At 61.3% G+C, this 12,507-nt stretch carries 8 protein-coding genes; 2 read left to right on the forward strand and 6 right to left on the reverse strand.

The annotated features are described in order from the left end of the window. Window positions 1-161 precede the first annotated feature (161 nt). The gene (locus tag K1567_RS02165) at window positions 162-5,030 is read left to right on the forward strand and encodes an NAD-glutamate dehydrogenase (protein WP_220698061.1); all 4,869 of its coding nucleotides are present in this window, start codon (window positions 162-164) and stop codon (window positions 5,028-5,030) included. Between the two features lie 312 nt (window positions 5,031-5,342). Here K1567_RS02165 and K1567_RS02170 read toward each other — a convergent pair whose 3' ends face one another. The 3 genes from K1567_RS02170 to K1567_RS02180 form a co-directional block, all read right to left on the reverse strand. Then, window positions 5,343-6,029: a GntR family transcriptional regulator gene (locus K1567_RS02170; protein WP_220698062.1), complete on the reverse strand. Its 687-nt coding sequence runs from the start codon at window positions 6,027-6,029 to the stop codon at window positions 5,343-5,345. Between the two features lie 17 nt (window positions 6,030-6,046). After that, the gene (locus K1567_RS02175) at window positions 6,047-6,748 is read right to left on the reverse strand and encodes a FadR/GntR family transcriptional regulator (RefSeq protein ID WP_034098214.1); all 702 of its coding nucleotides are present in this window, start codon (window positions 6,746-6,748) and stop codon (window positions 6,047-6,049) included. Window positions 6,749-6,818: 70 nt separating this feature from the next. Next, window positions 6,819-8,144 carry a C4-dicarboxylate transporter DctA gene (locus K1567_RS02180; protein WP_220699017.1) on the reverse strand — a complete coding sequence of 442 codons (1,326 nt, stop codon included), beginning with the start codon at window positions 8,142-8,144 and terminating at the stop codon, window positions 6,819-6,821. Between the two features lie 218 nt (window positions 8,145-8,362). Here K1567_RS02180 and K1567_RS02185 point away from each other — a divergent pair, with 218 nt between their 5' ends. Continuing rightward, window positions 8,363-8,992, forward strand: coding sequence for a DNA-3-methyladenine glycosylase I (locus K1567_RS02185; RefSeq protein ID WP_034113898.1), 630 nt, complete (start codon window positions 8,363-8,365; stop codon window positions 8,990-8,992). Between the two features lie 116 nt (window positions 8,993-9,108). On the opposite strand, the gene K1567_RS02190 is transcribed toward K1567_RS02185, so the two are convergent. From K1567_RS02190 to K1567_RS02200, 3 genes are all read right to left on the reverse strand, one after another. Continuing rightward, the gene (locus K1567_RS02190; protein WP_220698063.1) at window positions 9,109-10,542 is read right to left on the reverse strand and encodes a PLP-dependent aminotransferase family protein; all 1,434 of its coding nucleotides are present in this window, start codon (window positions 10,540-10,542) and stop codon (window positions 9,109-9,111) included. Between the two features lie 70 nt (window positions 10,543-10,612). Then, entirely contained in the window at window positions 10,613-11,380 is a 768-nt protein-coding gene (locus K1567_RS02195) for an SDR family oxidoreductase (protein ID WP_034098207.1), read from the reverse strand. Between the two features lie 9 nt (window positions 11,381-11,389). After that, on the reverse strand, window positions 11,390-12,457 hold the full coding sequence (locus tag K1567_RS02200; RefSeq protein ID WP_034098205.1) for a phosphotransferase family protein: 1,068 nt from the start codon (window positions 12,455-12,457) through the stop codon (window positions 11,390-11,392). Window positions 12,458-12,507: the final 50 nt, after the last annotated feature.

Consider the following 12,507-nt stretch of genomic DNA (forward strand, 5'->3'; position numbering starts at 1 on the left):
CATCCAGTGGACGTCGAATGTGACCTTATTGACTTGTCCAGCTTCACCCACCTGTCACTCGGATTCGTTTATGGTTACTGACGAACCGAGATGACGGTCTCCCCACCAGGGGATAACACGCGACGCTTCCATCAATAACAAGCCCAAGCGGAGTACCACAGATGGCGTTCTTCACCGCAGCCAGCAAGGCCGACTTCCAGCACCAACTGCAAGCGGCACTGGCGCAGCACATCAGTGAACAGGCACTGCCACAAGTGGCGCTGTTCGCTGAACAATTCTTCGGCATCATTTCCCTGGACGAACTGACCCAGCGTCGCCTTTCCGACCTGGCCGGTTGCACCCTGTCTGCCTGGCGCCTGCTTGAGCGCTTTGACCACACCCAACCGCAAGTGCGGGTCTACAACCCCGATTACGAACGTCACGGCTGGCAGTCGACCCACACTGCGGTCGAAGTGCTGCACCACGATCTGCCGTTCCTGGTGGACTCGGTGCGCACCGAGCTGAACCGTCGTGGCTACAGCATCCACACCCTGCAAACCACCGTGCTCAGCGTGCGTCGCGGCAGCAAGGGCGAGCTGCAGGAAATCCTGGCCAAAGGCACTCAGGGCGAAGGTATCCAGCAAGAATCGCTGATGTACCTGGAGATCGACCGCTGCGCCAATGCCGCGGAACTGAGCGTGCTGAGCAAAGAGCTGGAGCAGGTGCTGGGCGAAGTGCGCGTGGCCGTGGCCGATTTCGAGCCGATGAAAGCCAAGGTCCAGGACCTGTTGGCCGGTATCGACGCCAGCCAGTTCAGCATCGATGGCGAAGAAAAAGCCGAGATCAAGAACTTCCTGGAGTGGCTGGTAGGTAACCACTTCACCTTCCTGGGCTACGAAGAATTTGTGGTACGTGACGAGGCGGACGGCGGTCATATCGAATATGACGCCAGCTCGTTCCTCGGTCTGACCAAGTTGCTGCGCGCCGGTCTCACCGCCGAAGACTTGCGCATCGAAGACTACGCCGTGTCGTACTTGCGCGAGCCGACCGTATTGTCGTTCGCCAAGGCCGCACACCCAAGCCGCGTGCATCGCCCAGCCTACCCGGACTACGTGTCGATCCGCGAGATCGACGCCGACGGCAAGGTCATCAAGGAATGCCGCTTCATGGGCCTGTACACCTCGTCGGTGTATGGCGAAAGCGTACGTGTGATTCCTTATATCCGCCGCAAGGTCGCGGAGATCGAGCGTCGCTCGGGCTTCCAGGCCAAGGCGCACCTGGGCAAGGAGCTGGCGCAAGTCGTTGAAGTGCTGCCCCGCGACGATCTGTTCCAGACCCCGGTGGACGAGCTGTACAGCACCGTGATGTCCATCGTGCAGATTCAGGAACGCAACAAGATCCGCGTGTTCCTGCGCAAAGACCCATACGGTCGTTTCTGCTACTGCCTGGCCTACGTGCCGCGCGACATCTATTCCACTGAAGTGCGCCAGAAGATCCAGCAAGTGCTGATGGATCGCCTCAAGGCCAGCGACTGCGAATTCTGGACATTCTTCTCCGAATCCGTACTGGCGCGCGTGCAGCTGATTCTGCGGGTCGACCCGAAGAACCGACTGGACATCGACCCGCTGCAATTGGAAAAAGAAGTGATCCAGGCCTGCCGCAGCTGGCAGGACGACTATGCCAGCCTCGTCGTGGAAAGCTTCGGCGAAGCCCACGGCACCAACGTGTTGGCGGACTTCCCGAAAGGCTTCCCGGCCGGCTACCGTGAGCGCTTCGCCGCGCATTCGGCGGTGGTCGACATGCAGCACCTGCTCAGCCTCACCGAAGCCAACCCGCTGGTGATGAGCTTCTACCAGCCGCTGGGCCAGGTTTCCGGCCAGCGTGAGCTGCATTGCAAGCTGTATCACGCCGATACGCCGCTGGCGCTGTCCGACGTGCTGCCGATCCTGGAAAACCTCGGTCTGCGCGTACTCGGTGAGTTCCCGTACCGCCTGCGCCACGCCAATGGCCGCGAGTTCTGGATCCATGACTTTGCGTTTATCGCCGCCGAAGGCGTGAACCTGGATATCCAGCAGCTCAACGACACCCTGCAGGACGCCTTCGTACACATCGTGCATGGCGACGCCGAAAACGATGCGTTCAACCGTCTGGTGCTCACCGCCGGCCTGCCATGGCGCGATGTGGCGCTGCTGCGTGCCTACGCCCGTTACCTCAAGCAGATCCGCCTGGGCTTCGATCTGGGTTACATCGCCAGCACTCTGAACAACCACACCGACATCGCCCGCGAGTTGACTCGGCTGTTCAAGACCCGCTTCTACCTGGCGCGCAAACTCACCGCCGACGATCTGGAAGACAAGCAGCAGCGTCTGGAACAGGCGATCCTCAGCGCCCTGGACGACGTTCAGGTGCTCAACGAAGACCGCATCCTGCGTCGCTACCTGGACTTGATCAAGGCTACCCTGCGTACGAACTTCTACCAGACCGATGCCAGCGGCCAGAACAAGTCGTACTTCAGTTTCAAGTTCGACCCGCGCGCCATTCCCGAACTGCCCAAGCCGGTGCCGAAGTTCGAGATCTTCGTGTACTCGCCACGGGTCGAAGGCGTGCATCTGCGTTTCGGCAACGTTGCGCGGGGCGGTCTGCGCTGGTCCGACCGTGAAGAAGACTTCCGTACCGAAGTGCTGGGCCTGGTAAAAGCCCAGCAGGTGAAGAACTCGGTGATCGTGCCGGTGGGTGCCAAGGGCGGCTTCCTGCCGCGTCGCTTGCCACTGGGCGGTAGCCGCGACGAAATCGCGGCCGAGGGTATCGCTTGCTACCGCATCTTCATCTCCGGCCTGTTGGACATCACCGACAACCTGAAAGACGGCGCCCTGGTGCCGCCGGCCAATGTCGTGCGTCATGACGACGATGACCCGTACCTCGTCGTAGCGGCGGACAAAGGCACCGCGACCTTCTCCGACATCGCCAACGGCATCGCCATCGACTACGGCTTCTGGCTGGGTGATGCGTTCGCCTCCGGGGGTTCGGCCGGTTATGACCACAAGAAAATGGGCATCACCGCCAAGGGCGCGTGGGTCGGCGTGCAGCGTCACTTCCGTGAACGCGGCATCAACGTGCAGGAAGACAGCATCACTGTCGTCGGCGTCGGCGATATGGCCGGCGACGTATTCGGTAACGGCCTGTTGATGTCCGACAAGCTGCAACTGGTCGCAGCTTTCAACCACCTGCACATCTTTATCGATCCGAACCCGAACCCGGCCACCAGCTTCGTCGAGCGCAAGCGCATGTTCGAGCTGCCGCGTTCGGCCTGGACCGACTACGACACCAGCATCATGTCCGAAGGTGGCGGTATCTTCTCGCGCAGCGCGAAGAGCATCGCGATCTCGCCGCAGATGAAAGAACGCTTCGATATCCAGGCCGACAAGCTGACCCCGACCGAACTGCTGAACGCCTTGCTCAAGGCGCCAGTGGACCTGTTGTGGAACGGCGGTATCGGCACCTATGTCAAGGCCAGCACCGAAAGCCACGCCGACGTGGGCGACAAGGCCAACGACGCGCTGCGGGTCAACGGCAACGAACTGCGCTGCAAGGTAGTGGGCGAGGGCGGTAACCTCGGTATGACCCAGCTGGGTCGTGTGGAATTCGGCCTCAATGGCGGCGGTTCCAACACCGACTTTATCGACAACGCCGGTGGCGTGGACTGCTCCGACCACGAAGTGAACATCAAGATCCTGCTCAACGAAGTGGTGCAGGCCGGCGACATGACCGACAAGCAGCGCAACCAGTTGCTGGCGAGCATGACCGACGAAGTCGGCAGCCTGGTGTTGGGCAACAACTACAAGCAGACCCAGGCCCTGTCCCTGGCCGCGCGCAAAGCCTACGAGCGTGCCGCCGAGTACAAGCGCCTGATGAGCGACCTGGAAGGCCGTGGCAAACTGGACCGCGCCATTGAGTACCTGCCGACCGAGGAGCAGCTCACCGAGCGTGCCTCCACTGGCAAGGGCCTTACACGTCCGGAACTGTCAGTGCTGATCTCCTATAGCAAGATCGACCTCAAGGAAGCTTTGCTTAAGTCTCTGGTGCCGGACGACGACTACCTGACCCGTGACATGGAGACCGCGTTCCCTCCGAGCCTGGTGGCCAAGTTCGGCGAGGCCATGCGCCGTCACCGTCTCAAGCGCGAGATCGTCAGCACCCAGATCGCCAACGATCTGGTCAACCACATGGGCATCACCTTTGTGCAGCGGCTCAAAGAGTCGACCGGCATGAGCCCGGCGAACGTAGCCGGTGCGTATGTGATCGTGCGTGACATCTTCCATCTCCCGCACTGGTTCCGTCAGATCGAAGCCCTGGATCATCAGGTCTCCGCTGACGTGCAGTTGGAACTGATGGACGAGCTGATGCGCCTGGGGCGCCGCGCCACGCGTTGGTTCCTGCGCAGCCGCCGTAATGAGCAGGATGCTGGTCGCGACACCGCACACTTCGGTCCGCACCTGGCTGCGTTGGGTCTTAAACTCGACGAACTGCTGGAAGGCCCGACTCGCGAAGGCTGGCAGAACCGCTACCAGGCGTACACCGAAGCCGGCGTGCCGGAGTTGTTGGCGCGTATGGTGGCAGGCACCACGCACCTGTACACCTTGTTGCCGATCATCGAAGCCGCCGACGTCACCGGGCACGATGCTGCCGAAGTGGCCAAGGCCTACTTCGCTGTAGGCAGCGCATTGGACCTGCCGTGGTACCTGCAGCAGATCAGCGATCTGCCCGTGGCCAACAACTGGCAGGCTCAGGCCCGCGAAGCGTTCCGCGACGATGTGGACTGGCAGCAGCGCGCGATCACCATTTCGGTACTGCAAATGGCCGATGCGCCGCAAGACATGGAAGCCCGCGTGGCCCTGTGGCTTGAGCAGCACCAGGACATGGCCGATCGCTGGCGCGCGATGATGGTGGAAATTCGTGCCGCGGTCGGCACGGACTACGCCATGTACGCCGTGGCCAACCGTGAACTGCTGGACCTGGCAATGAGCGGTCAGTCGGTGCTGCAATCGGCTTGATGCCCCGTTGAAACACCTGGGGGAGGGGGCTTGCTGCCGATAGTGGTGTATCAGTCATTTATAGGTTGACTGACACACTGCCATCGGGGGCAAGCCCCCTCCCACATTTGGGCCTCAGTTGGCTTCAGGTTTGTATGCGGGCTTGGCCAGTAAGGGGCATAGAAAGCACCCTGGCACCCAGCCTGGCGCGTACAAAATTGTGGGAGGGGGCTTGCCCCCGATAGCGGTAGATCAGTTACATCCAGGTTGACTGACACACTGCCACCCGGGGGCAAGCCCTCTCCCACATTTGGGTCTTCATTTATCTGAAGGTCAGTGATGTTTCAGTAGTTTGCTTTCCAGGTGATCCAGGTGTTGGGTCATCAGGCTTACAGCAGTGTTTGAGTCGCGCTGCGCAATCGCATCCACAATGGCCACATGTTCCTGCCACGCGCAATACGTGCAGGCTTTTGCTTCAAATTGGGCGATGACCAACGATGTCAATGGCACCAGGCTGTTGAGGAACTGCGCCAACGGCGCATTACCGGCGATCGCGGCCAACTGCAAATGAAACTCCCCTGATAATCGAATCGCCGGCCCACGCTGGTCGCGCTCAATGCACTCGCGCTCGCGGGCGATCAGCTCGCGCAAGGGGCGAATCTGCGCGGGTGTGGCCTGGGCGCAGGCCAATTGCACTACGGTGACTTCGGTCATGCGCCGGGCTTCGAGGATTTGTCGGGCTTGCAGGCTGTCCGGCGCGGCGACCTGGGCGCGTTGGTTGGGACGCAGGATGATCACCTGCTGATGGGAAAGTTTGGCCAGCACCCGGCGAATCACGCTGCGGCTCACGCCAAAGGTTTCGCCCAGGCCTTCTTCGGTAAAGCGGCTGGACGGGGCGATGCGTTGTTCGAGGATGGCGTCGAACAGGCGCGGGTAGATGTCGTCCACCGAGGGTTTTTTACCGGCCACCAGGCGCAGGGCAGGCAGGATCGGGTTGCGTTGCAAGGCGTGGGCGGTCATGGCCGGTCTCCAAAAAATCAGCTGCCGAGATGGTCGTCCGGGATGTTCAGGGCAATTCCCATGCGCAGACCCTCCTGGAGGATATGCCGACGCATTTCGGCGCTGGCCAGGGCGCTGTTCTTGTTACGTATGGCGCGCACCACGGCTTCGTTTTCCTGCAGGCGTTCGGCCAGGTGTTCAGGCGAGTTACGCAGTACCTGGGCGCTTTGCTTGAGGGCGTTGCGGGTCTGCTGCACCACGTTCTGAAAGATCGGGTTGGAAGTCAGCGCGAACAGCTCTTCATGAAAATCGACATAGGCGTTCAGGCCCGCTTCGGCATCGCCGGCGTCCAGGGCTTCGCGCATGTCCATCAGGGTCAGGCGTAACTGGCCGACTTCCTTGCTGCTGATGGACTGGGCCACCAGGCCGACGATAAAGGGTTCGAGGGTGTAGCGCAGTTGCAGAATGTCTTCGAGGCTGGCGTCGGCTACGGCGTCGCTGGACTGCGGATCGCTGACGCTGGTCTCTAACACGACCACGCCTTTGCCGGGCATGGAACGCACCAGGCCGAGGGTTTCCAGTACGATCACCGCTTCACGCAGACTGGGGCGGCTGATGCCCAGCTGTTCGGCCAGCTCGCGCTGGCCGGGGAGCATTTCGCCGCGGCGCCACTGACCCCGCGCCAGGGCGGCGCGTAGTTTTTCTACCACTGAATTGACGACGGTTGAGGTGCTGATCACGTCGATGGCTCCTTGATGATGCTGATACGGTGGGAGCAGTTTTGCCGCTCCCACCTGGGTAGTGTCGCCTTCAGAATTCCTGGTGCGCCGGCAATACCGGTTTCTTGGCCTGGAAGGCATAACCCTGCTGGCCGTCCAATACCTTGTTGGCGCGCTGGAGGTCGATGTCTTTTTCCCAGCGGGCAATGGCCACGGTGGCGACGCAGTTGCCGATCAGGTTAGTCAATGCGCGGCCGATGCCCATAAACCAGTCCACTGCCAGCACCAGCACCAGGCCCACCACCGGAATCGCCGGGATCGCGGTGAGGGTGGCCGCCAGAATCACCAGCGCCGAACCGGGGATGCCATGGGCGCCCTTGGAGGTGATCAACGACACCAGCAGGATGGTCAGCAGGTCGGTCATCGACAGCGGTGTGCCGGTGGCGTTGGCGATAAATACGATGGCCAGGGTCAGGTAGATCGAGAACCCGTCGAGGTTGAACGAGTAGCCGGTCGGAATCACCAGGCCCACGGTGGAACTGCCAATGCCCAGGTGCTCCAGTTTGCGCATGATCTGAGGCAGCACAGCGTCGGAAGAGGCAGTGCCCATTACGATCAGCAGCTCTTCGCGCAAGTACTTGAGCAGCGGCAGCATGCGCAGGCCCGACAGGCGCATTACCACGCCGAGGATCACGCCGACAAAGGCAAAGCAGGTCAGGTAGAAAAGGCCTACCAGGCTGCCCAGGTGTTGCAGGGAATCCAGGCCGTAGGTGCTGGTGGTGAAGGCGATGGCGCCGAACACGCCAATGGGCGCCAGGCGCACGATCATGCCCATGATGCGGAAAATCACATGGCTCAATTCGTTGATCAGTCGCGAAATGCCCGACGCCGCTTCGCCCACCAGGTTCAGCGCGCTGCCGAACAGCACTGAAAACAGTAGAACTTGCAGCACGTTGTTGTCGGCAAACGCACCGATCACTGAGTTGGGAATCAGGTCCATCAGGAATTGGCTGGCGCCGCGGATGTGCTGGCCCTTATCGGCCAGTTCGTTCAGGCCGGCGGAAGAGAGCTGTTCCAGATGAATATTGGCGCCGGTGCCGATGCCGGTGCTGAACGCCATAACCAGGCCGATCACCAACGCGATGGTGGTCAGCACTTCGAAATAGATCACCGACTTAAGGCCGATGCGCCCGACTTTTTTCAGGTCGCCGGCGCCGGAAATGCCGCTGACCACTACGCAGAACACGATCAGGCCGATCAGCATCTTGATCAGTTTGATAAAGCCGTCGCCGAGGGGTTTGAGTTGCGAAGAGAATTCGGGAAGGGCCAGGCCGCAAACAACGCCTAACATCAGGCCGATCACGACTTGCAGGAAAATCGAACGCGAGCACCATCTGAGCATGGGAGGGATCTCTATTCGGCGCCCTGGTGGTTCCAGGGCTTAATTGTTGTGGTCATACCGGTAAGTCCAGTGCAGGGCCAGTCTACGCCGGGTTTTTTTGAAATCACAAGTAATAATTCGGCGGTTGGCAGGTCCCGGTCTGACCAGTGGGTCGGTAAGGGCGATGCTTGAGCGGTTGGCGGCGTGCAAAATTTTTCGCTTATCATCCGGCGCTCGGCACAGAAGGGGGGCGAATGGACACACCAGGTTTGAGCATCGATAAGCACGGGCACCGACACTGCGCCTGGCGCGGCGCGGCGCCGGAATACCTGCATTACCACGACCATGAGTGGGGCGTGCCGGTGGCCGATGATATTCAGCTGTACGAGAAAATCTGCCTGGAAGGGTTTCAGGCGGGGATGGCGTGGATCACCATTCTGCGCAAGCGCGAGCAGTTTCGTGCAGCGTTCGACGGCTTTGATTTTCGCCGCGTGGCGCAGTACGGCGAGGCGGATATCCTGCGTCTAATGCAGAACCCGGGCATCGTGCGTAATCGGGCGAAGATCGTCTCCACCATCAACAATGCGCGGCGTGCCTGTGAGCTAGTGGACGAGACCGGCTCTCTGGCGCAGTGGTTATGGGCCTTCGAACCCGGCCCGCAAGAGCGCCCGGCCGTGGTGGACCTGGCTTACTGGACGGGTAACCCGACATCACCGGCCTCGGTGCGTCTGTCCAAGGCGCTGAAGAAGCGTGGTTGGACGTTTGTAGGGCCGACCACGATGTATGCGCTGATGCAGGCGATGGGGATGGTCAATGATCATCTTGAAGGATGCGCATGCCGCCCGCAGATTGAAGCGCTGCGGCGCCAGTTCAAGCGGCCCTGAATTGCCGACTCGGGCGGTTGAAACTGTGGGAGGGGGCTTGGCTCCGATGACGCTGGCTCAGTCGACCTCTCGTTAACTGCCCCAAAAATCCCGCCCGGCGGTCGGGTTATAGAGCGTCATGCAATCTTCAGCAGAATATCGCGCACCCTGTCCAGGGCCGGGTCGATATCCAGCAGTTCAATGGCGCCGAACCCGACAATCAAGCCTGCACGCACCGGCGTGTCATGGAAGAACACCTCCAGTGGGTATAGGCCGACGTCCATTTGACGCGCCAGCTCCCGTAGCAGCGCAATATTGACCGGCACCTTGCACAGCGCCGCCAGGTGGAACCCCGCCACTGTGGGCACCGCTTCGAACCATGGCGACAGATCGCCCGCCAGGCGCTCCAGGATACGTTCGCGGCGCCCGGCGTATACCGTGTGGCAGCGTCGGATGTGCTTGAGCAGGTAGCCCTCGCTGATGAACTTGGCCAATGCCCATTGCGGCAGTGTGGAGCTGTGCTGGTCGGTCAGTTGCTTGGCCTTGAGTACCGCGCCGTGGATCGCCGGTGGCAGCACCACGTAGCCCAGGCGCAACTCGGGCAGCAGGGTCTTGGAAAAGGTGCCGACGTAAGCCACTACGCCGCGACTGTCCAGGCTTTGCAGGGAATCGGTGGGGCGGCCCTCGTAACGGAATTCGCTGTCGTAGTCGTCCTCGATGATGATCGCACCCAGGTCGAACGCACGCGCCAGCAGGGCTTCGCGGCGCGCCGCGCTCATGGGCATGCCCAGGGGGAATTGATGGGACGGGGTGACGTAGATCAGGCGCGTGCCGTCGGGGATCTGGTCGACCTGGATACCCTGTGCGTCCACGGGCACGCTGGCGACATGGGCGCCCCGTGCCGTGAACAGTTGGCGCGCGGGGGTGTAGCCGGGGTCTTCCATGGCGACAATACTGCCCGGTTCCAACACCACGCGGGCGAGCAGGTCCAGTGCCTGTTGCGCGCCGTTGGTGACCACGATGTCGCTGTCGCGGCATTTGACCCCTCGGGAAAACGCGATATGCCCGGCGATGGCACTGCGCAACGCCGGCAGCCCTTCGGGTTGACTGTAGAAGCCGCTGTGCTCGGCGATACGCCGTAGGGCATGCTGGGTGCAGCGCCGCCATTCATCCTGGGGGAACTGCTGGCGGCTGGTGGCGCCGCCGATAAATTCGTAGCGCAGGCGCTTGTCGTTGGCGGGGTGATGCATGGGCGAGGGCAGCGCTTGCCATTTCGCCAGGTTGGCGGAGCAGGCCAGATCTGTAGCGGTTTGTACGCGATCAGGTTGTGGTGCCCAGGCGTTGACGAAGGTCCCGCGGCCAATCCTGCCCACCAGCAGGCCTTCATAGGTCAACGTGGCGTAGGTATCGGACACCGTCTTGCGCGATATGCCCAATTGCTCGGCCAGCAAGCGGCTGGGCGGCAGTTGGGCACCTGCCGTGAGACGCCCGGCGGCGATGGCTTCGCGCAACTGCTGATAAAGCTGCGCCGCCAGGTCCTTACGCCCGTTGATGACGATGTGGAGTTCCATGTTTCATCCTGAGACAGATCGATCGGCGCCAAGATTACTCGTAAATCGATCTGTACCGCTGCGCCGGCACTCAGGACAGGAAGCCACCGTCCACATTCAGCGACACGCCGGTGGTGTAGCTGGAGGCGTCGCTGGCCAGGAACAGTACTGCGCCCGCCATCTCGCTCGGGTCGGCTACGCGCTTGAGGGGGATCTGCGCCAGGGCCATTTTCAGGATCGAGTCGTTCTTGACCAGTGCGGAGGCGAATTTGGTGTCGGTCAGGCCCGGCAGCAGCGCGTTGCAGCGTATACCGAACTCGGCGCATTCCTTGGCGAACACCTTGGTCATGTTGATCACCGCGGCCTTGGTCACCGAGTAAATGCCCTGGAATATGCCGGGCGAGATGCCGTTGATCGAGGCCACGTTGATGATGCTGCCGCCGCCGTTTTCGCGCATCAGCTTGCCGGCTTCCACCGACATGAAGAAGTAGCCACGGATGTTCACGTCCACGGTTTTCTGGAACGCGCCGAGGTCGGTGTCCAGCACATTGCAGAACTGCGGGTTGGTGGCGGCGTTGTTGACCAGGATATCCAGGCGCCCGAACTGCTCGCGAATACCGGCGAATACTTGGCTGATCTGCTCCATTTCACCGATATGGCAGGCCACCGCTGTGGCCTTGCCGCCGTCGGCGATGATCGCATCGGCCACATGCTGGCAGCCTTCGAGCTTGCGGCTGGACACGATCACATGGGCGCCTTGCTGGGCCAGCAACTTGGCGATGGCCTCGCCGATGCCACGGCTGGCGCCGGAGACAAATGCGATCTTGCCGTCGAGGTCGAACAGGTGGGTCTTGGACATGGGGATTCCTTAAAGGGCTGATTTGCTGATGACATTCAGGCTCATTTGCTCAAGCAGTGCGTTCATCTGAATGAACTGCGCGAAGCGTTTGTCCTGGGTCTGGCCATGGAAGAAACGGTAATAGATCTGCTGCACGATGCCGGCCAGGCGGAAAAGGCCGTAGGTGTAATAGAAATCGAAGTTATCGATTCGGATGCCCGCGCGTTCGGCGTAGTAGTCAACGAATTCTCGGCGAGTGAGCATGCCCGGCGCGTTGCTCGGCTGGCGGCGCATCAATTGCACCGGCGCCGGGTCGGCGGCTTCGATCCAGTAGGCGAGGGTGTTGCCCAGGTCCATCAGCGGATCGCCCAAGGTGGTCAGTTCCCAATCCAGCACGCCTATGATCTGCATCGGGTTATGCGGGTCGAGGATCACGTTGTCGAAGCGGTAGTCGTTATGCACGATGCTGGAGGTGGGGTGATCGGCCGGCATCTTGTCGTTGAGCCAGGCGCGTACCGCCTCCCATTTTGGCGCATCGGGGGTCAGGGCTTTTTCGTAGCGGTCGCTCCAGCCGCGAATCTGCCGCGCCACGTAGCCTTCGGGCTTGCCCAGGTCGGCCAGGCCGCAAGCGGTGTAGTCCACCTGATGCAGTTCGACGAACTTGTCGATAAAGCTTTTGCACAGTGCTTGAGTCTTCGCTGCATCCAGGCCCAGCTCGGCGGGCAGGTCGGAGCGCAGGATGATGCCGTTGACGCGCTCCATCACATAAAACTCGGCGCCGATCACCGACTCATCGGTGCAATGCACGTAGGCCTTGGGACAGTAGGGGAAGCCATCCTTCAGTTGGTTGAGAATGCGGAACTCGCGGCCCATGTCGTGGGCGGACTTGGCTTTGTGCCCAAAAGGTGGGCGGCGCAGTACGAATTCCTGATCGGGGTATTCCAGCAGGTAAGTCAGGTTGGAGGCGCCACCGGGAAACTGGCTGATGGTGGGCGTGCCGCTCAACCCCGGGATGTGGGCCTTGAGGTAGGGATCGATCAGGCCGGCATCGAGTTCCTCGCCGGGGCGAATCTGGGTGGATTGGTCGTTCAGCGCCATGCTTATCCCTTCTGCTTATTCTAAAGGCCTCGGACTATTGGCTAATCTAA

It is taken from the genome of Pseudomonas sp. S5F11, from assembly GCF_019641515.1.
GTDB classification, from domain to species: Bacteria; Pseudomonadota; Gammaproteobacteria; order Pseudomonadales; family Pseudomonadaceae; genus Aquipseudomonas; species Aquipseudomonas rhodesiae.

What these genes read in the sequence shown, in the direction of transcription:
- K1567_RS02200 (WP_034098205.1), bottom strand. Translation starts at nt 12,457, where the DNA reads ATGGCGCTGAACGACCAATCCACCCAGATTCGCCCCGGCGAGGAACTC.
- K1567_RS02170 (WP_220698062.1), bottom strand. Translation starts at nt 6,029, where the DNA reads ATGACCGCCCACGCCTTGCAACGCAACCCGATCCTGCCTGCCCTGCGC.
- K1567_RS02195 (WP_034098207.1), bottom strand. Translation starts at nt 11,380, where the DNA reads ATGTCCAAGACCCACCTGTTCGACCTCGACGGCAAGATCGCATTTGTC.
- K1567_RS02190 (WP_220698063.1), bottom strand. Translation starts at nt 10,542, where the DNA reads ATGGAACTCCACATCGTCATCAACGGGCGTAAGGACCTGGCGGCGCAG.
- K1567_RS02185 (WP_034113898.1), top strand. Translation starts at nt 8,363, where the DNA reads ATGGACACACCAGGTTTGAGCATCGATAAGCACGGGCACCGACACTGC.
- K1567_RS02165 (WP_220698061.1), top strand. Translation starts at nt 162, where the DNA reads ATGGCGTTCTTCACCGCAGCCAGCAAGGCCGACTTCCAGCACCAACTG.